Origin of the sequence: Streptomyces sp. AM8-1-1, from assembly GCF_032229325.1 — a bacterium.
GTDB lineage: Bacteria > Actinomycetota > Actinomycetes > Streptomycetales > Streptomycetaceae > Streptomyces > Streptomyces achmelvichensis.
Genome location: NZ_CP135086.1, coordinates 4,459,596 through 4,478,877, shown reverse-complemented (window position 1 = coordinate 4,478,877; position 19,282 = coordinate 4,459,596). Strand labels below are relative to the sequence as shown.

Here is a 19,282-nt window from a genome sequence, read left to right as displayed (position 1 = left end):
CCGATTTGCCGGGTTTCCAGTGGTGAACTTCCCGTACTCCGTTCGGCGGTCGGTCACCCGTACGGAGGGATGCGGCCGGGAATCCGGAATTGATCACCGGAGCTATTCGCGGGGAATGCGGACGGGCCGGGAAATTGATCATCTCGGATATGTGAACAGCGTTCGAATGCACATGATCGGGCGTGGCCCGGCAGGGCCTGTGCCGGTACCCGGGGCGGCGCGTCGCGGGTGAAGGGGCGGGTCGGGTGCGGGGCGGGAGCGGTGGCTCGGTAATCTGTCGGCGAACTGACGCGGCCCCGGCCGGTATTGCGCCGGTTCGACCTTCCCCGAGGCCTCCGGGCGCCGGGGGCCCGTCCGTAGCCAGTCCGAACGTTCAAGGAGATGCCGCCGCCGTGAGCCTCCCCCAAACTCCGTCCGGGGGCGCCCGCCTTCGACGCGGCGCCCTCGCCGTCACCGCCGTCGCGTTCTCCGTCCTCGCGCTCGGCGCCTGCAGCGCGGGCGAGAACGCCCAGACGCTCGGTGTCAGGCCCGACAACGCCGAGGTCTCGGTCGACGCGATCAAGATCCAGAACGCGGTGGTGATCACCCAGCCGCAGAGCGACACCGACGGTCCCGCGACCTTCTCCGCGACGATCTTCAACGAGGACTCCGAGCCGCAGACGATCGACGCGGTCACGCTGCCGGGCGTCAACGGCACCGTGAAGCTGTCCCCGGCCCAGGGCACGGGCCCGGTCACCGTCCCCGCTCTGGGCTCGATCATCGTCGGCGGCAAGGGCAACGCGTCCGCGGTGCTCGAGAACGGCCGTGAGCTGACGAAGAACATCGGCGGGGTGCAGGACGTCGTCGTCCGCTTCAGCGAGACCGGCGATGTGAAGCTCGAGGCGTTCGTGCACCCGGCCGCGGGCTACTACCAGGGCTTCGGCCCGAGCGTCCTGCCGAAGCCGCCGGTGCAGACGCCGCCGGCCGAGCCGTCGAAGAGCCCGGGCGCGCCGGAGGGCGAGCACGGCAGCGAGCCGTCGGACGGCGCCTCGGAGCCGGCGGAGGGCGAGGCCGGAGCGTCGGGCGAGCCGGGCAACGGCGAGTCGGGCGAGCCGGGTACCCCCTCGGACTCCTCCTCCGCCTCGACCGAGGGCGACGCGGAGCACTGACAGCAGACATGAGGGCGCCCCGCCGGGACTCCGGCGGGGCGCCCTCATGTCTGCCCCGGAACGGCCCTTCGGAGGGGAATCCCTCCGGCCGGGCCGGCCTACGGCTCGAACTTGTAGCCGAGGCCCCGGACCGTCACCAGATAGCGCGGCGCACCCGGGTCCGGCTCGATCTTGGCGCGCAGACGCTTGACGTGGACGTCCAGCGTCTTGGTGTCGCCGACGTAGTCCGCGCCCCACACCCGGTCGATCAGCTGCATACGGGTCAGCACACGGCCCGCGTTGCGCAACAGCATCTCCAGCAGGTCGAACTCCTTCAGCGGGAGGTCGACCTTGCCGCCGGAGACCGTGACGACATGGCGGTCCACGTCCATCCGGACCGGGCCGGCCTCCAGCGCTGCCGGGGTGACCTCCTCCGGCTCGCCGCGGCGGCGCAGCACCGCACGGATACGGGCGACCAGCTCCCGCGAGGAGAAGGGCTTGGTGACGTAGTCGTCGGCTCCTATTTCGAGGCCGACGACCTTGTCGATCTCACTGTCCTTGGCGGTCACCATGATGACCGGGACGTTGGAGCGGCCGCGCAGCTGACGGCACACCTCGGTGCCCGGCAGTCCGGGCAGCATCAGGTCGAGCAGGACGAGGTCGGCGCCGTTGCGCTCGAACTCGTCGAGCCCCTCGGGGCCGGTGGTCGCGATGGCGACCTCGAAGCCCTCTTTGCGGAGCATGTAGGACAGGGCGTCGCTGAATGATTCCTCATCCTCGACGACGAGCACTCGGGTCACGGAAGGACCTCCGGGGCAGGGATCACGGTGTTCTGGTCAGAGGGTTCGCTGTCGAAGGGCCGGTCGTCGTCCTCGTCGACGCGATCCGGGCCAGGGGATGAACGGTCCCGCACGGCTCCCGCTTCCGGTAGCCGCAGGGTGAACGTGGAGCCTTGTCCCTCGGAGCTCCACACGGTGACCTCCCCGCCGTGCGAGGCGGCCACGTGTTTGACGATGGCCAGTCCGAGGCCGGTGCCTCCGGTGGCCCGGGACCGGGCGGGATCGACGCGGTAGAAGCGTTCGAAGACCCTTTCGCGGTCCTTCTCGGAGATCCCGATGCCCTGGTCGGTGACGGCGATCTCGATGAGGTCGCCGCCGGACGCGGTGATGCGGCGGGCAGAGATGCCGACGCGGGTGCGGGCCGGGGAGTAGTTGACGGCGTTCTCGACGAGATTGCCGAGCGCGGCGGCGAGCTGGCCCCGGTTGCCCCAGATGTGCAGGTCGGAGGTGGCTCCCTCGGCGCCGGGCGCGGTGGTCCCGCCGACGGCCATGGTGATCTGTTTGGTGGACGCGGGGTGCCGGGAGCGGTCGATGGCCTCGGCGACCAGTTCGTCCACGCGTACGGGCTCGGCGTCCTCCAGCGGGTCGTCGTTCTGCACCCGGGAGAGGTCGATGAGTTCCTGTACGAGGTTGGTGAGCCGGGTCGCCTCGATCTGCATGCGGCCGGCGAAGCGGGTGACCGCCTCGGGGTCGTCGGAGGCGTCCATGACCGCCTCGGAGAGCAGGGAGAGAGCGCCGACGGGGGTCTTGAGCTCGTGGCTGACGTTGGCGACGAAGTCGCGTCGTACCGCTTCGATACGGCGGGCCTCGGTGAGGTCCTCCACCAGCAGGAGGACGAGGCGGGAGCCGAGCGGTGCGACGCGGGCGGAGACGGCGAGGGCTTCGCCGCGGCCGGTGCCGCGGCGGGGCAGGTCCAGTTCGACCTGCCGTATCTCACCGTCGCGCCGGGTGTCGCGTGCCATGTGCAGCATCGGCTCGACCGCGAGCTTGCCGCCGCGGACCAGGCCGAGGGCGTACGCGGCGGAGCTGGCCTTGACCACGGCGTCGCTCTCGTCGAGGACGACCGCGGAGGAGCGGAGTACGGAAAGGACCGTGTCGACGCCGGGCGGCAGCGCGGCGTCGGTGTGCAGAGAGGTGCGGGTGGGTCTCGCCTGGTCGCGTTCGCTCCAGCGGAACGCCAGCATGGCGATGACGCCGGTGCACAACCCGGCGATCGCTGCCGCTGCGGCAACCGCCGCGTTCACGTCCATGCCTCCAGGTTAGGCGTGGTCACGAGCATGCTCCCAGCCAAACGGGTGGCACCTCGAACACTCGTCGCTCAGAGTTCACCGAGGGGATGGGGCCGGTTCACTTCCGAGGGTGGAGCCGGACGCGTTCCGGACAGAACGTGGGAGCGTGGGGGTCCGAGACACCCCCGTACCACTCCGGACCCCGGTCAGATTGAGAGAGGGACATCCCATGCGGGACGCGTACCACGAGGAACTGGACTCGATCGGCGAGGGCCTGGTCGAGATGGCCCGGCTGGTCGGGTCGGCGATCGGGCGCGCCACGACGGCGATGCTCGACGCCGATCTGAAGCTTGCCGAGAGTGTGATCGCCGCCGACCAGAAGGTCGACGACCTGCAGCACGACCTGGAGGCGCGGGCGATCGCGCTGCTGGCGCGCCAGCAGCCCGTCGCCACGGATCTGCGGATCGTGGTGACCTCCCTGCGGATGAGCGCCGACCTGGAGCGCTCGGGCGACCTGGCCCAGCACGTGGCCAAGCTGGCCCGGCTGCGTTTCCCGGAGACCGCGGTGCCGCAGGACCTTCAGGCGACCATCCTGGAGATGGGTCAGCTGGCGCAGCGCCTGATGGCGAAGGCGGCCGAGGTCATCATCACGAAGGACGTCGACCTGGCGCTCCAGCTGGAGACGGACGACGACGAGATGGACCTGCTGCACCGCACGCTGTTCCAGCACCTGATCGACGACCGCTGGAAGCACGGCATCGAGACGGCGGTGGACGTGACGCTGCTCGGCCGCTACTACGAGCGCTTCGCGGACCACGCGGTTTCGGTGGCCAAGCGTGTCGTGTACCTGGTCACGGGCGAGCACGCGGACGAGCTTCAGCAGCCGACGCAGGTCGACGGCGCGTAGTCGCCGGGGGCGATTGTGCCTCCGCGCGCTGTTGATGCGCCTGCCCCGGGGGGAATGACATGGGCAGAGGCGGCACATCTCGTACGCCCTTGAGGAGGGACCCCATGGCCGAATCCCCCACGACCGACCCTCAGCAGGAATCGTCCGGCGGACAGACCGACGTGACGTTCCTGCCCGTTCTCGGTGCCTGCGGCTGCGGCTCGGGCTGCGGCTGCGGCTGCCAGTCGGGGGCACCGTGCCAGTGCGGAGGCTGCTGCGGCTAGCGGCGGCGACAGCGAACAAGGGCCCCGTCCGCATCCGGACGGGGCCCTTGTCTGTCCACCTGCGCCTGTGTCCCTGTGCGCCTCGGCGTGCGTGACCGTACGCCGAGGCGTGTCGTGCGTCGGATCAGGTGCGGTACGCGTAGTACGCCGAGTTCGGGTACGAGGCGATGATGCTCGCGACCGACCTGCGGTACGTGTTGTTGGAGTGGTACGTCAGGTACGGCACGCCCTTCGAGCTGCGGTACGAGACGACCATGGTGTGGTCCTTGGACCCGTCCTTGTCGAAGTCCATCTGCATCACGTCACCCAGATCCATCTGGTAGACGTTCGCCAGGCTGGTGACCCGCTTGGAGGACAGGGCGAACCACGAGAACTCGTTCACGCCGACCCACGAGTCCGACTGGCGCGTGGTGTTGGAGAACCACTTCGTGTAGTCGGTGGACGTCCCCGGGACGTCCTTCCATCCACCGGCCCGCAGGGCCTGGCTGACGAAGTTCGTGCAGTCGCCGCCGGCCGAGTGGTAGTTGGGGTAGGCGGTGTTGTAGTTGGTCCAGTACTTCTCCGCGTACGCGGCCATGGCCTTGTAGTTGTACGTACCGGAGTTGAGGGCCTTCGGCTTGGCCGGCGCGGGCCGCGTGATGGCGGCGCGCGTGGCCACGGGCATCCCGCCGTCGCGCGCGGTCACCCCGGTGCGCGGCTGGGCGGGCTGGTTCACCGCGATGTAGCCGTCATCGGTGTCGCGGATGCCGGTCAGCTGCCAGTTGCCCTGCCGGTCGGCGGCGAAGGTGAGTTCGTGGCGGGCCTGGAAACCGGTGGTGCCCGGCTCGTCGCCACGGATCTTCTGGTACGTCAGCGTCGTGGTCTCGGTGACCTCGACGGTGGCGTGACGTCCCCGGGTGCGCGCCTTGTCGAGGGTGACGCTGGTCTTTGCCGAGGTGTAGCGCTCACCGAGGGTGGCGAGGCGGGACTTGCGGCTGCGGAGCGAGGAGAGCGCGGAGTCCTCCTTGTTCTCCAGCGACGCCGACAGCCGTACGTCACCGGAGAAGCCGGACGTCAGCGGCGCCTTGCCCGGGTTCTGCTTGCGGTCCACGAGGGCGTCCGTGCGGTCGGTGAAGACCGCGTCCGCCAGCCGCTGGAAGGTGGCCCTGGTCTGCGGGTCCACCGCCACGTTGTCGGCACTGGCCGCGCCGGCACTCCAGTTGGGCAGCATGGCCGCGCCGGCGACAACCGAGGCGACCGCCGCCGTCAATATGGTCGCGCGGCGGCGCGTACGGCTCAATTTCCTTGATTTCACTGAGTTCCCCTCCCACCCGGACGCCTGCCGGGGCAGGGCATCTTCGCATGCCCGCTGTGCGGGGTGTGAAGGGGGTTGCCCGAGAGATGGCGGGATCGTTGCGCGGTTAGTGTTCCGCCCGTGACCGGCCCGGTGGAACGCCCCCTCCTCTTCCTCGATGTCGACGGCCCGCTCATCCCCTTCGGACCGGCACCGGAGCGTTCTTCCGGACCGTCTGCTTCCGTTTTCGGTGCGCCCGCCGATCCGGGAAATCCGCTGCTGGGCCGCCTCGATCCCTCGGTCGGGCCTCGTCTGACCGCGCTGGGCTGCGAGTTGGTGTGGGCGACGACATGGCTGGACGACGCGAACGAGGTCGTCGCTCCGCGGATCGGCCTGCCGCCCCTGCCGGTGGTGAGGTGGCCGGACGCCGTTCCCGAGGGGCCACGGGGCCTGCACTGGAAGACGCGCACCGTCGTCGAGTGGGCGTGCGGCCGCCCGTTCATCTGGGTCGACGACGAGATCGGCGCGATGGACCGCCTGTGGGTCGCGGCCGAGCACCGAGCGGCGGCGCTGCTGCACCGCGTGGACGCGAGCGTGGGGCTGACGGACGAGGATTTCAGGGTGCTCGCGGAGTGGCTCGGTACGGCGGTGCCGGACGGGCCGCAGGGTACGGACGGGCCCTGACCAGGGGTGTCATGATGATCGCCACTCGGCGGTTCATCCGTGCACCTGGGCGTGGCCCGCACCTCGGCCCGCCGGACCGGGACCGACGACCGCCCCTGGAGGGCACGTGGACGACCAGGCGCAGCAGGACGAGGCGAGCCCCGAGGTGCAGGCGCGCATCCGGGCCAGTTTCGAGAGCCAGGGCCTGATGGGCCACCTCGGCGCCCGCCTCGCGCACATCGCACCGGGCCGCGTCCACATCACCCTCCCCCACCGGCCCGAGGTCACCCAGCAGAACGGCTACTTCCACGCGGGAGCCACCAGCGCCATCGCCGACAGCGCGGGCGGCTACGCGGCGTTCACCCTCTTTCCCGAGGACTCGTCGGTGCTCTCCGTCGAGTACAAGATCAACCTGCTGGCGCCCGCGCTGGGTGACCACATCGAGGCGATCGGCACGGTTCTGAAGTCCGGACGCACGCTCACCGTCTGCCGACTGGAGGTGTTCGGAGTGCGGGGAGACGAACGGTCGCTCGTGGCCTCCGGCCAGCAGACACTGATCCGCGTCGAGGCACGGCCGGAACGGTGAACCCCGGCGCCCAGCCGTGGGGTTGCGGGGCTGCTCAGGGGCGCTGCGCCTCCCGCAACCGCTCGACCTGCCGGTGGATCAGATCGGAGGGGAAGGACGCGCTGCCGCCGAGGTTCAGCTTTCTGAACGTCACGATGGTGTTCCCGGCCCGCACCACGGTGAACTGCTCGTTGCGATCCCCGGGATGCTCGGGGCCCATGGGGATGGTCTCCAGGAATCGCACCGATTCGTCACCGACGATCAGGGGCTGTACCACCGTCAGCGTGGTCTTGAACTTTCCCATCCAGGCAGTGCCCTCGTACGAACGGCAGGTGCCGAGCGCCTGCTTGAGCCGGGCGAAGGCCTGCTGGGCCTTCCCGTCCTCGTAGGCGGCAAGCGTCGAGCCACCGCCCCAGATGTCTCCCTTCCAGTTGAATTCCTGAGAGACGACTGCGGACGCACGCTCGCCTCCACGAATGTCGAGCACGGCCTGGCACGCGGCGTCGGACACCGGCGGGAACGAGCGCTGTTCCTCCTTCGGCTGGGGATCCAGCACCGGATTCCCGGCCTCGTGCGCCCCCGCGACCTCGCCCTCCTTCAAGGTCAGCGCCCGCAGTTGTGCCCGCGTCAAAGGCGCTACGGCGGCCTTCGCCGACGCGGTCGCCCTCGGCTTTTTCACCGGCTTCGGTGGCGCAGCCGGTGCCGCGGAACACCCGGCCATCAGTACCCCGGCGATCACCGTGCCGAGTATCGGAATGGGCCGGCGCGCGCGACCGTACATGAACGTCCCCCCAAGGACCGTGCGAGTGAGGACGCCGACGGTAGCCGTGCCGGGGCGTTCGTGACCAGGGGCTTCCTGGGCTCAGCCGTGCAGCGTGGGCCGGTAGACGAGTTCCTGGATGTGGCCGTCGAGCGTCCGCTGCCCGATCAGTTCCAGGTCGAAGTCGGCCGCCCCCTGGAAGATCGGGTCCAGCCCGGTCCGGCCGGTGATCACCGGGTAGAGCGTCACCTGGACCCGGTCGACCAGACCGGCGGCCATCAGGGCCCGGTTCATCGAGAGGCTGCCGTGCGAGCGCAGCGGTACGTCGGACTCCTCCTTGAGCCGGGCGACGACGTCGACGGCGTCGCCGCTCACGACCTTCGCCTCCGGCCAGTCGAGGGGGCCGTCCAGCGTGTTCGACACCACCGTCGCCGGCAGGCTCCTCATCCGCGTGACCCAGGGGTCGCGCACCTCGGACTCCTCGGTGCTCTCGGCCAGCATCTGCGCGAACAGCCGGTAGGTATTGGCCCCGAAGACCATCCTCTGCTCCTCCCCGTACAGGGAGAGGCGGTGGTCGAGGAGCTCAGGGCCCTGCTTGCCCCAGTAGCCGGTCCAGTCGCCGCCGGCGGCACCGAAGCCGTCGAGGCTGGAGAAGACGTCGAACGTGTAGATGGCGGTCATGGTGCTCTCCCGGTGTGCGGTCGGTCGCGTCCTGGAGATACAGACTGGCGACCGCGACGGGACTCATCGCCCATCCATGGCCGCGCGCCGCGAAAACGCCCCCGATCCGCGCCATCGGCGCAGCTCGGGGGCGTGATCGTGCAGAGCTACTTCTTCTTGCCCTGATTCTTGACCGCCTCGATCGCCGCCGCCGCAGCGTCCGGGTCGAGGTAGGTGCCGCCCGGGTTGAGGGGCTTGAAGTCGGCGTCGAGCTCGTACACCAGCGGGATGCCCGTCGGGATGTTGAGGCCCGCGATGTCCTCGTCCGAGACGCCGTCGAGGTGCTTGACCAGCGCGCGCAGCGAGTTGCCGTGCGCGGCGACCAGGACCGTGCGGCCGGTCAGCAGGTCCGGGACGATGCCGTCGTACCAGTACGGCAGCATGCGGACCACGACGTCCTTGAGGCACTCGGTGCGCGGGCGCAGCTCCGGCGGGATCGTGGCGTAGCGCGCGTCGTCGCTCTGGGAGAACTCCGTGCCGTCCTCGAGCGGCGGCGGCGGGGTGTCGTAGGAGCGGCGCCACAGCATGAACTGCTCCTCGCCGAACTCCGCGAGGGTCTGCGCCTTGTCCTTGCCCTGAAGCGCACCGTAGTGACGCTCGTTCAGCCGCCACGAGCGGCGGACCGGGATCCACAGGCGGTCGGCGGAGTCCAACGCCAGCTGGGCGGTGCGGATCGCGCGCTTCTGCAGCGACGTGTGCAGTACGTCGGGCAGCAGGCCGGCGTCCTTGAGCAGCTCACCGCCGCGGACCGCCTCCTTCTCGCCCTTCTCGGTGAGATTGACGTCCACCCAGCCGGTGAACAGGTTCTTCGCGTTCCATTCGCTCTCGCCGTGGCGGAGGAGGATCAGCTTGTACGGTGCTTCGGCCATGTGTCCGAGCCTAATGGACGCCCTCCGGGCGGACCGCTCGCGTCCACGGTTGACGGCAGACGTCAATTGACTGGCGGCCGGGACCCCGCGCTAAGTAACGTGCGCATACCAGCCAAGCCACTTACACGCCTGCCGAGGCCCCGGGGGAGACACATGTCCACAGCCGCACTGCGCAGAGCCGTACGCGAAAGCGTCTCGGGGCTCCCCCCGGCGTTCTGGTGGCTGTGGACGAGCACGCTGGTGAACCGGCTCGGGGCGTTCGTCGCCACCTTCATGGCCTTGTACCTGACGCTGGAGGAGGGCTACTCGGCCTCGTACGCCGGGCTCGTCGTCGCTCTGCACGGCCTCGGTGGTGTCATCTCCTCCCTCGGCGGCGGTGTGATGGCCGACCGGCTGGGGCGCCGGCCCACCCTGCTGATCGCGCAGAGCTCGACGGCCGTGTCCGTGGCCGTGCTCGGATTCGTCCAGCACCCGGTGGCGATCGCGGCCGTCGCCTTCGTGGTCGGCATGGCGTCGAACGCCTCCCGTCCGGCCGTGCAGGCGATGATGGCCGACATCGTCCGGCCGCAGGACCGTGTGCGGGCGTTCTCGCTCAACTACTGGGCCATCAACCTCGGCTTCGCCGTCTCCTCCGTCGCCGCCGGATTCATCGCCGAGTACAGCTACCTCGCGGGCTTCCTCGGCGAGGCCGTCATGACCCTCGTCTGCGCCGTCGTCGTCTTCGTGAAGCTGCCGGAGTCGCGGCCCGAGCGGTCGCAGGAGGAGTCCGCCACAGGCGCCGCGGAGCCGCGGATCGGGCTCGGGACCGTGCTGCGCGACGGCCGGTTCATGGGTGTCGTCGGGCTGTCGTTCCTCGTCTCGCTGGTCTTCATGCAGGGCTACATGGGCCTGCCGCTCGCGATGGGCGCCGACGGCTTCTCCGCCTCCGACTTCGGCACGGCCATCGCGATCAACGGTGTGCTGATCGTGGTCATGCAGATCCCGGTCACCCGGTACATCGAGCACCGCGACCCGCGCCGTCTGCTGATCATCTCCTCGCTGCTCGCGGGGTACGGCTTCGGGCTCACCGCCTTCGCCGGGTCCATCGCCGTCTACGCGCTGACCGTGTGCGTGTGGACGCTGGCCGAGATCGTCAACGCCCCCACGCAGACCGGGCTGGTCGTCCGGCTCTCCCCGCTGCACGGCCGGGGCCGCTACCAGGGCATGTACACGATGTCGTGGTCGGTCGCCGCGCTGATCGCCCCGCTGCTGGCCGGATTCGTCATCGACCACTACGGCGCCGGGCTGCTGTGGGGCATGTGCGCGGTGCTGGGGACGGTGGCCGGGCTCGGGTACTGGCTGCTGATGCGCAGCCTCCCGGAGGAGGAACCGGCCGGGGCGGAGGTGCCCGCACCGGACGCACAGGTCCCGCCGGTCGCCCCCGTCACACCGGTCACGCCCATCACCCTGACGGACACCGGCGCGGCGGAGAGGGCCGGAGCCTGACCGCGGGCCGCCGATCGCGGGCCGCGCGCACCGACACCTCGGCGCGTCAGCGGTCCGCCTGCACCCGCGACGCCGTGTCCGTCTCCTCCGTCACCCGCGTGCCCGGGTGCAGCAGCGAGCACACGAACGCGATGGCGAGCGCGATGGCCATGCCGTAGAACACGTACTGGTTGGCCTCGGCGAAGTCCATCCGGATGGCGTTCATCGAGTCGCGCATGGCCGTCGCGATCGGCCCGTCGCCGGTCGGTGTCTTCGCGTCCGGGTTGCCGGTGACCGCCTCGGCGACATTGCGGGCCGCGTCCCGTGCGGGGCCGTCCGGTACGCCCTTGGCCTGGAGCGTCTCCATGACCTTGTCGGTGGTGACATGGGTGAGGATCGTGCCGAAGACCGCCATGCCCACCGCCGCCGCGAAGTTGCGCACGGTCTGGGTGATGCCGGTGACCTCGCCGTACGAGGCGTTGATCGACCGGTTGACGGCGTCCGTCGAGGCGGGAGCGAGCAGAAAGCCGATGCCCGCGCCGGCGAGCGCTGCGTACAACCACTGGTCGTGCATCGAAAGGTTCGTCAGTTCGCCCGCCCACAGCCAGAATCCGACGGCGCCGAGCGCGGTGCCCAGTTTCATCGCGGGCCGCGCGCCGCGTTTGTCGAGGATGCGGCCGCCCCACTGGGACGCGATGCCGAAGCCGATGAAGAAGTAGAGAAGGAACAGCGCGGCCTGGTTCGGCGAGGCGCTCAGCGAGACCTGCGCGTACACCGAGGCGAAGAAGAACACCGGGACGAAGGCGAGCATCGCGAAGAAGAGGACGGCCGAGTCGACGCTGAACGCCTTGTCGCGGAAGACCTGGAGCTTGATGAGCGGTTCCTCGACGCGGAGTTCGTAGGCGCAGAACACGACCAGCACGGCGATGCCGCCGATGATGCAGGCCCAGGTGGCGACGCTGCCCCAGCCCCACGCGGACGCCTGCTGAAGGCCGAGCACGCTCAGCCCCATGCCGGCGGCGACGAGGACGGCGCCGGGCACGTCGAGGCGTTCGGGTCGCTTCTGGTTGGGGATACGGGCGTACGCCGTGAGGACGAGGGCGATGATCGCGACGGGCACGTTGACCCAGAAGATCGCGCGCCACGTCCAGTCGGTGAGCCAGCCACCGAGGAGCGGGCCGAGCGCGGTCAGCGCACCGGACAGACCGAAGAACAGCGCGAGGGCGCGGCCGCGCTTCTCCACCGGGAAGACCGCGACGACGACGGCGAGCGCGGCGGGGAACATCAGGGCGGCGCCCAGGCCTTGGGTGGCCCGGAAGACGATGAGCCAGCTCTGGGCGAAGCTGTCGTCGGGGACGCAGCCGCAGAGCACGGAGGAGATGACGAAGATCAGGGTGCCGATCACCATCATCCGGCGGTGGCCGAGGATGTCGGCGAGCCGGCCACCGAGGGCGAAGAACGCGGCCAGGGACAGCAGATAGGCGTTGACGACCCATTGCACGCCCGAGGTGGAGAGGTCGAGTTCGTCCACGATGCTCGGGGCGGCGATGGCCACGATGGTCTGGTCGATGAACGTCATCGACACCGCGAACAGCATCGCGGCGAGGGCAACGGTCTGATTGGGCCCGGCGGCTCCGGAAGCGGCCGTCCCGGGCGCAGAACTCCCCGTTTTGTCGCTCATGGTGGGATTCTCCCCCTCCCCGGGGTGTCCCGCACGCCCGGGGAGAGGGAGGGAACAGGGGCGGCTACGAGTGCAGAGCGCGCTGCGCCTGATGCAGATTGCGCGGCTGCACGCCACCCGGGGCGCCGTACGCCTCCAGCCGGGAGTGCAGTTCTCCGGTGAAGTCGGGTACGTCCGTCTGGTCGAACTCGCGGACCGTGGAGATGGCGACGGTCGCGCTGTACGGGGCGATTTGGTCGATCTTGATCAGGCCGGCGCGTTCGTTGGTGACGGTGACGTTCCAGTGGGTGAACCGGGCGCCGTAGAGCGGGCCCGCGCTGGCGTCGCCGCCGTGCCGGCCGTCGTTGTTCACCGTGATCTCGGTGCGGACGTTGGCGAACGGCATCCCGCGGTGGGTGTCGAAGGTGCCCATGTCCATCCGGCCGCGCGACCAGACGTTGTAGCTGGAGAGCCCTTCGACGTTGATGCCGTGCAACTGGGTGCCGGCCGGGGCCGGGACCGTGCGCGGGGCGATGGTGAAGTCCTCGACGAGGTTGTCGTGCGAGCCCTCGCGGCAGAAGTACGGGTGGTGGGAGCCGCGGCCCTCGACCCGGGTACGGCGCAGTGTGCAGGCGGACGCGGCGACCAGGCCGAACCCGTTGTCCGCGTGACGGACCGTGATGTCGTCGACCCAGCAGTCGTACGCGCACTGGAAGGTGACGCCGTTGTAGCCCTTGTCGAGCAGATGCGGGGACTGCGGGGTCTCCACCGCCTCCAGGGTGAGCCCCTCGACGCCCGAGTCGGTGAGCGGCGTGACCGGTGTGACGAGCCGGGGGTCCCACTCCGGGCGCAGGTCGAGCGGCAGAGGGCGCTCGAACGTGACCCTGTTCCGCTTGACCGAGGTGATGCGGACCGGCCACTCGTACGGGACGTAGCTGGTCAGCTTGGTCTTGTCGTCCCAGAAGTACGCCTCGGGGCCGGGGCCGTCGCCGGCCATGTGCTCCAGCAGCGTGTGCTGGGCGTCGTCCGCGATGCGCAGCAGGACGAGCTGGCCGCGGCGCAGTTTGCGGGTGTCGGGGACGGTCACGGTCCAGTCGCCGCGCTTGGCGGCGCGGACGGTGGCGAGGGTGCGCCACTCGTCGCGCTGGTTGCCGGTCCAGCCCTCGAAGGGCCAGTTCTTGGCCTTGATCGCATCGACGAGGCTGTCCCAACGCCCGCTCGGGCAGAGCCAGATGAGCCCGCCCGCCCAGGACCAGGAGGACTTGTCGCCGCCGTAGCGACTGCCGTACGGGCCGATGAGCTCGGTGAGGTTCTTGGTGGCGAGCAGCTTGGTGCGGGTGCTGCCGGCGCCCTTGAGGACGACGTTGCTGTGGCCGATGCGGATGACGTCGTCGATGCGGTAGGTGCCGGGGGGTATGCGGACGGTGCCGCCGCCGCGCTTGCCGACGGCGGCGAGGGCGCGGTTGATGGCGGGGGCGGCGTCGGCGGAGCCGTCGGGCTCGGCGCCGAAGTCGAGGACGTCGACGGTGCGGGTGGGTGCGTCCTGCTCGGGCGCGTCCTGCTTGGGCGCGTCCTGCTTGGGCGCGTCCTGCTTGGGCGCGTGGTGGTCACCGCGGTGGCGGCCGGCGCGGCCGATGTAGGGGATCTGGGGGTGGTCGAAGGGGTCGCGGCGGTACTCGCGCCAGAGGGAGGAGGGGGCGGCGGCCGGCTGGGGGTGGAGGTGGGGGGCGGCGGCGTGGGCGGTGCCGCCGAGGAGGGTGCCGCTGGTGGCACAGGCTGCTGCGACGGCGGTGGCACTGCCGAGCAGAGTGCGTCTGCTGATGGGGCGCTGACCGGTCTCCATGAGCTCGCCTTCCACGGATGTGAACCACGTTCATGTGGGTGTTGGCGGTGAGCATGCCATGGGGGTGCGGGGTGCGGAAGGGGGTGTGCGGGGGGTGTTGGTCGGGGGCTGGTGCTGTGCGGGCGCTTGAGGCGGGCCCGGGTTCTTGAGCCTCGGGTCCTGTGCGGCGTCGGGTGCGGGGGCAGCCCGGGGGCGTCGGGTCCTTGTCCCGCGTCGGGTCCGGGGGCCCTCCGGGCTCGACTCCTCGGGGTCGGCGGCGCACAGGTCCCTTGCATCGAACACCCAGGTTCTACCGCCGATCCCCTGCGGGGACGACCCTGCACGCCCCCTGCATGCGGTCGAGCACGCGACCCCCTGGCGTACACCCGGAAGCGAACCCGGACCGGTATGGGCAGCTGATGAGATGCGGCACGAAGCTGCCGCAGGCGGCGGCCGCTTGAGCCTCGGGTCCTTGTCCCGCGTCGGGTCCGGGAGCCCTCCGGGCTCGACTCCTCGGGGTCGGCGGCCAACAGGTCCCTTGCATCGAGCACCCAGGTTTTACCGCCGATCCCCTGCGGGGACGACCCTGCACGCCCCCTGCATGCGGTCGAGCACGCGACCCCCTGGCGTGCACCCGGAAGCGAACCCGGACCGGTATGGGCAGCTGATGGGATGCGGCGCGAAGCTGCCGCTAGGGGGTGTGGGGCGCAGCCCCGCTGAATCCCGCAGGTGCATGCGGCCCGGGTCCTTGTCCGACGTCGGGCGCGAGACGCACCCCGTTGCCGTGCGGGCACGCGCGACCCGAGCCGGTTCGGGGCAGTGAATGGGCGGGGGCGCGAAGCTGCCGGACCCGTACCGGACAGGTGTCGGCCGGCACTCGCGGCGCGAAGCTGGCGCGCTGAGCGGGGCGTGGGCGCCGGCCCCAAAACCCTTTGGACCGCACCCCCGTCGCGCGGGGAACTACCCCTTGCCGGTCAGGTTCGTGAACGCGTCCAGGTTGCGCGTCGACTCCCCCCGCGACACCCTCCACGCGTACTCCTTGCGGATCGCGCTCGCGAAGCCCAGCTCCAGCAGCGTGTTGAACGCGCCGTCCGACGCCTCCAGGACCGAGCCCAGGAGGCGGTCCAGTTCCTCCGGGGTGATCACGGAGAGCGGGAGCGTGCCCGTCAGGTAGATGTCGCCGAGGGTGTCGATCGCGTAGCTCACCCCGTACAGCTTCAGATTCCGTTCGAGCAGCCAGCGGTGGACCGCCGCGTCGTTCTCGTCGGGGTGGCGGATCACGAACGCGTTCACCGACAGGGCGTGCTTGCCGACCCGCAGGGAGCAGGTCGTCGACAGCTTGCGGGTGCCGGGGAGTTGGACCACGTACGTGCCGGGTGCCGGGTTCTCCCACGCGAGGTCCGCGTCGCCCAGGGTCTTCTCGATGATCTCCGCGGCCTGCCGTAGGTCAGCCATGGTGCGAGCGTACCCGCCGGCGGTGTTCGTACATCGCCGCCGTGTAGACGTCGGCCGTCGCCGATGCCGCGGTGTCCCAGCCGAAGGACTCCGCGTGGCGGGCCGCCGCCGCGCCCATGCGTCCCGCGAGGTCCTTGTCCGCCAGCAGGCGGTGCAGCGCCTGCGCGTAGTCGGCGGGGTCGTGGCCGGGGATCAGGAGGCCGGTGATCTCGTCGCGTACGGCGACCGGAAGGCCGCCGACCTCCGCCGCGATCACCGGCGTGCCGGTGGCCTGCGCCTCGATGGCGACGAGGCCGAAGGACTCGCTGTAGGAGGGCATGACCAGGGTGGACGCGGCCCGGAACCAGTCCGCGAGGGTGTCCTGGCCGACGGGCGGGTGGAAGTGGACGACGTCCGCGATGCCGAGGCGCGCGGCCAGTTTCTGGAGGCCTTCGGGCTTGGCCAGGCCGCTGCCCGAGGGGCCGCCGACGATGGGGACGTAGACCTTCGAGCGCAGCGAGGGCTCGCGGTCCAGAAGCAGTGCCACCGCGCGCAGCAGGATGTCGGGGGCCTTCAGGGGCTGGATGCGGCCCGCAAACAGGGGCACGAAAGCGCCCTGCGGCACCCCGAGGCGGGCGCGCGCGGGGCCGCGGCCGTCCAGCGGACGGAAGCGGTCCAGGTTCACGCCGGGGTGGACGACCGCGACCTTCGCCGGGTCCGCGTCGTAGAACCGGACGAGTTCGTCCGCCTCCTCCGCGGTGTTCGCGATCAGACGGTCCGCCGCGTCGACGATCTGGGTCTCGCCGATGACGCGGGAGGCGGGCTCGGGTGTGTCGCCGTCGGCCAGCGCCGCGTTCTTGACCTTGGCCATGGTGTGCATGGCGTGCACCAGGGGGACGCCCCAGCGTTCGGCGGCGAGCCAGCCGACGTGGCCGGAGAGCCAGTAGTGGGAGTGCACGAGGTCGTAGTAGCCGGGCCGGTGACGCGCCCACGCCTGCATCACGCCGTGGGTGAAGGCACAGAGCTGGCCGGGCAGCTCCTCCTTGGCGAGCCCTTCGTAGGGGCCGGCGTCGACGTGGCGTACGAGCACACCGGGGGCGAGTTCGACGCGGGGCGCCAGTCCGCCGGTGGTGGCCCGGGTGAAGATCTCGACCTCGATGTTGATCGCGGCGAGCCGCTTGGCGAGCTCCACGATGTAGACGTTCATACCGCCCGCGTCGCCCGTCCCGGGCTGGTGCAGCGGTGAGGTGTGGACGCTGAGCATCGCGATCCGGCGCGGCTTGCGCTGGCCGCCGGGGAATCGGATGCGCGGCGTCACCAGGCTGCTGCCGAGGCGGGAGACGTACTGGCTCACGTCGGTTGTCCTCCTCGATCCGGGCACGTCAAACAGCGGGCACGGGGCCCTGCCAGCCAGCTACAACAGCGGACTCTTCTCTTCCATTTCCCGCCTCCCCCTGCTTTGCCAAATCATTACCGTCACCTCGGCGCGTATACCCTCGCTGGCATGACCCGTCCCGTCGGCACCGCGACCCGCGGGACGACCAACCCCAACCGGCTGCGCCGGATGGACCGCTGGATCGCGGCCACCCACGGCGCCGCTCTGCGCCGCAGCGAGCGGCCGGTCGCCGTCGACCTCGGATACGGCGCCGCCCCCTGGACCGCCGTCGAACTGCTCCAGCGGCTGCGTACGGCCGATCCCCGCTGCGAGGTCGTCGGCATCGAGATCGATCCGGCGCGGGTCGCGGCGGCGAAGCCGTACGAACGCGCGGGGCTCACGTTCCGGCACGGCGGCTTCGAGGTGCCGGCGGACCGGCCACCCGCGCTGATCCGCGCGGCGAACGTGCTGCGCCAGTACGACGAGGGCGAGGTCGCCGCCGTCTGGGCCCGGCTGTGCGCGCGCCTCGCGCCCGGCGGTCTGCTCGTCGAGGGCACCTGCGACGAGATCGGACGGCGGCACGTGTGGGTGGCGCTCGGCCCCGAAGGGCCGCGGACGGTCACCTTCGCGGCCCGGCTGGCCTCCTTGGAGCGCCCCTCGGACCTGGCGGAGCGCCTCCCCAAGGCCCTGATCCACCGCAATGTGCCGGGCGAGCCGGTCCACGCCTTCCTGCGCGACTTCGACCGCGCCTGGGCGGCCGCCGCTCCCTACGCCTCGCTCGGCGCGCGGCAGCGCTGGGCCAGGGCGGTGGGTGAACTGGCGTCCGACTGGCCGCTGTCACAGGACCGGCGGCGGTGGCGGCAGGGGGAAGTCACGGTGAACTGGGCGGCACTGGCACCCAATTCCGGGTGAAACCTGCGCCCGCGGGGAACGCGCGCACCTGATCGTTCGTCCCTGTGAAGTGGGTGTGATCTCCCGAATGGCTCTGTCGCTTTGACGGAGGCCGTGGCACCATCGCGACATCACGCACCAAGTTACTGACGGTAAATCAGGTTTCCTGGCCTACGCCCGGGTTACGGAGGGGAAGTCGTGAACCGACGCCACTGTGCCACTGCCGCGATCACTCTGGTCTGCGCTCTGACCGTGCTGGCGTCATCAGGACAGGCTTTCGCCGCCACCGCCGCGCCCGAACCGCCGCCCTCCGCCGGCGCGCCGGCCGTGCCGAAGAAGACCCTCGAGCAGGTCCGCCTCGAACTCGACACCCTCTACCGGCAGGCGGCGTCCGCTGCGGACGCGTACAAACTCGCCGAGGAGAAGGCCGAGAAGCAGTCGGCCGAGATCGTCAGGCTGGCCCAGGAGACCGTCAAGGTCCAGGCGCGCGTCGACGACCTGAAGAACCGCGCCGGCGCGGCCGCCCGCGCGCAGTACCAGGGCGGCGGGCTGCCGGCCGAGGCGCAGTTGGTCCTCACGGACGACCCGGGCCTCTTCCTCGACGGCATGGGCCGGATCCGGCAGAGCCAGAAGGCGACCAAGGACCTCCTCGGCGAACTGACCCGGGCACAGGCCGATTTGGCCGCGTACTCGAAGGACGCCAGCGCCCACTGGAAGACGCTGGAGGCGCACCGCGTCAAGCAGGCCGCCGCCAAGAAGAAGATCGACGGCAAGATCGCGGCGGCCAAGAAGATAGAGGACCTGCTGGAGAAGGAGGAGCGCGCGCGCCTTCTCGAGCTGGAACGGCAGGCGGAGTACAAAGCGCAGACCACCTGGCTGAGTTCGGGCGTGCTCAAGGGAATCGGCGGCGCGGCGACCCAACAGGGCAAGAAGGCGGTGCGGTTCGCCACCGCCCAGATCGGCAAGCCGTACGTCTGGGGCGCCGAGGGCCCGGGTTCGTTCGACTGCTCGGGACTCACCTCGCAAGCTTGGTCGGCGGCCGGCCGGGGCATCCCGCGCACCTCGCAGGAGCAGTGGCGGCTGCTGCCGCGGATCGACATCAAGGACATGCGGCCCGGCGATCTGATCATCTACCACGCCGACGCCAGCCATGTCGGGATGTACATCGGCGACGGCGCGATCGTGCACGCCCCGCGCCCCGGGCGGAATGTGACCCTCGCGGGGGCGGGTTCGATGAAGATTCTCGGAGTCGTACGCCCCGACAAGTGAGCACTCGCGGCCGCGTTACGCCCCGGCACGTGAGCACGTGACCTGCGCCACCACCGGGCCCATGGGGCCAACAGGCCCGTCGATCATGCCCAGGGCGTGATGTTCGTCATGGCCCCGGCGTCAACTACCTCCCCATGCGCGGCATATGCCAC

At 70.5% G+C, this 19,282-nt stretch carries 18 protein-coding genes; 8 read left to right on the top strand and 10 right to left on the bottom strand.

Annotation, left to right across the window (positions count from 1 at the left end; translation table 11 throughout):
• Positions 1-392 precede the first annotated feature (392 nt).
• Positions 393-1,148, top strand: a complete 756-nt coding sequence (locus tag RPQ07_RS20285; RefSeq protein WP_313945582.1) for a DUF461 domain-containing protein — start codon at positions 393-395, stop codon at positions 1,146-1,148.
• 98 nt (positions 1,149-1,246) lie between these two features.
• Here RPQ07_RS20285 and RPQ07_RS20280 read toward each other — a convergent pair whose 3' ends face one another.
• Together RPQ07_RS20280 and RPQ07_RS20275 are read right to left on the bottom strand one after the other, a co-directional pair.
• Positions 1,247-1,927, bottom strand: coding sequence for a response regulator transcription factor (locus RPQ07_RS20280; protein WP_142217884.1), 681 nt, complete (start codon positions 1,925-1,927; stop codon positions 1,247-1,249).
• Entirely contained in the window at positions 1,924-3,216 is a 1,293-nt protein-coding gene (locus RPQ07_RS20275; protein WP_313945581.1) for a sensor histidine kinase, read from the bottom strand. Before RPQ07_RS20275 ends, RPQ07_RS20280 begins: the two co-directional genes overlap by 4 nt.
• 208 nt (positions 3,217-3,424) lie before the next feature.
• On the opposite strand from RPQ07_RS20275, the gene phoU reads away from it, so the two are divergent.
• The gene (gene phoU, locus RPQ07_RS20270; protein WP_313945580.1) at positions 3,425-4,102 is read left to right on the top strand and encodes a phosphate signaling complex protein PhoU; all 678 of its coding nucleotides are present in this window, start codon (positions 3,425-3,427) and stop codon (positions 4,100-4,102) included.
• Positions 4,103-4,206: 104 nt separating this feature from the next.
• Entirely contained in the window at positions 4,207-4,365 is a 159-nt protein-coding gene (locus RPQ07_RS20265) for a hypothetical protein (RefSeq protein ID WP_313945579.1), read from the top strand.
• Positions 4,366-4,489: 124 nt separating this feature from the next.
• Here RPQ07_RS20265 and RPQ07_RS20260 read toward each other — a convergent pair whose 3' ends face one another.
• Positions 4,490-5,659: an amidase domain-containing protein gene (locus RPQ07_RS20260; RefSeq protein ID WP_313945578.1), complete on the bottom strand. Its 1,170-nt coding sequence runs from the start codon at positions 5,657-5,659 to the stop codon at positions 4,490-4,492.
• 120 nt (positions 5,660-5,779) lie between these two features.
• Here RPQ07_RS20260 and RPQ07_RS20255 point away from each other — a divergent pair, with 120 nt between their 5' ends.
• A complete protein-coding gene (locus tag RPQ07_RS20255) occupies positions 5,780-6,322 on the top strand; it encodes an HAD domain-containing protein (protein WP_313945577.1) in 543 nt (180 codons plus the stop codon).
• Between the two features lie 106 nt (positions 6,323-6,428).
• Positions 6,429-6,887 (top strand): PaaI family thioesterase, encoded by a 459-nt coding sequence (locus RPQ07_RS20250; protein ID WP_313945576.1) that lies wholly within the window; start codon positions 6,429-6,431, stop codon positions 6,885-6,887.
• A gap of 34 nt (positions 6,888-6,921) precedes the next feature.
• Here the strand turns inward: RPQ07_RS20250 and RPQ07_RS20245 are convergent, their stop codons facing one another.
• The 3 genes from RPQ07_RS20245 to RPQ07_RS20235 all read right to left on the bottom strand — a co-directional run bounded on the left by RPQ07_RS20245 (position 6,922) and on the right by RPQ07_RS20235 (position 9,215).
• On the bottom strand, positions 6,922-7,497 hold the full coding sequence (locus RPQ07_RS20245; protein ID WP_313945575.1) for a hypothetical protein: 576 nt from the start codon (positions 7,495-7,497) through the stop codon (positions 6,922-6,924).
• A 231-nt stretch (positions 7,498-7,728) separates the two neighbouring features.
• Complete coding sequence (locus tag RPQ07_RS20240; protein WP_313945574.1) at positions 7,729-8,307, bottom strand: dihydrofolate reductase family protein; 579 nt, start codon at positions 8,305-8,307, stop codon at positions 7,729-7,731.
• 146 nt (positions 8,308-8,453) lie between these two features.
• Positions 8,454-9,215, bottom strand: coding sequence for a phosphoglyceromutase (locus RPQ07_RS20235; RefSeq protein ID WP_313945573.1), 762 nt, complete (start codon positions 9,213-9,215; stop codon positions 8,454-8,456).
• A gap of 153 nt (positions 9,216-9,368) precedes the next feature.
• On the opposite strand from RPQ07_RS20235, the gene RPQ07_RS20230 reads away from it, so the two are divergent.
• On the top strand, positions 9,369-10,700 hold the full coding sequence (locus RPQ07_RS20230; protein WP_313945572.1) for an MFS transporter: 1,332 nt from the start codon (positions 9,369-9,371) through the stop codon (positions 10,698-10,700).
• Positions 10,701-10,746: 46 nt separating this feature from the next.
• Here RPQ07_RS20230 and RPQ07_RS20225 read toward each other — a convergent pair whose 3' ends face one another.
• The 4 genes from RPQ07_RS20225 to mshA form a co-directional block, all read right to left on the bottom strand.
• Positions 10,747-12,360, bottom strand: coding sequence for an MFS transporter (locus RPQ07_RS20225; protein WP_313945571.1), 1,614 nt, complete (start codon positions 12,358-12,360; stop codon positions 10,747-10,749).
• Positions 12,361-12,424: 64 nt separating this feature from the next.
• Positions 12,425-14,182, bottom strand: a complete 1,758-nt coding sequence (locus tag RPQ07_RS20220; RefSeq protein ID WP_313945570.1) for a glycosyl hydrolase family 28-related protein — start codon at positions 14,180-14,182, stop codon at positions 12,425-12,427.
• A gap of 939 nt (positions 14,183-15,121) precedes the next feature.
• Complete coding sequence (locus RPQ07_RS20215) at positions 15,122-15,616, bottom strand: YbjN domain-containing protein (RefSeq protein WP_313945569.1); 495 nt, start codon at positions 15,614-15,616, stop codon at positions 15,122-15,124.
• Positions 15,609-16,949 carry a D-inositol-3-phosphate glycosyltransferase gene (mshA, locus tag RPQ07_RS20210; RefSeq protein WP_313945568.1) on the bottom strand — a complete coding sequence of 447 codons (1,341 nt, stop codon included), beginning with the start codon at positions 16,947-16,949 and terminating at the stop codon, positions 15,609-15,611. Before mshA ends, RPQ07_RS20215 begins: the two co-directional genes overlap by 8 nt.
• Positions 16,950-17,099: 150 nt before the next feature.
• Here mshA and RPQ07_RS20205 point away from each other — a divergent pair, with 150 nt between their 5' ends.
• Positions 17,100-17,882, top strand: a complete 783-nt coding sequence (locus RPQ07_RS20205) for a class I SAM-dependent methyltransferase (RefSeq protein WP_313945567.1) — start codon at positions 17,100-17,102, stop codon at positions 17,880-17,882.
• Between the two features lie 177 nt (positions 17,883-18,059).
• Positions 18,060-19,130 carry an NlpC/P60 family protein gene (locus RPQ07_RS20200; protein WP_313945566.1) on the top strand — a complete coding sequence of 357 codons (1,071 nt, stop codon included), beginning with the start codon at positions 18,060-18,062 and terminating at the stop codon, positions 19,128-19,130.
• The last annotated feature ends 152 nt before the right edge of the window (positions 19,131-19,282 follow it).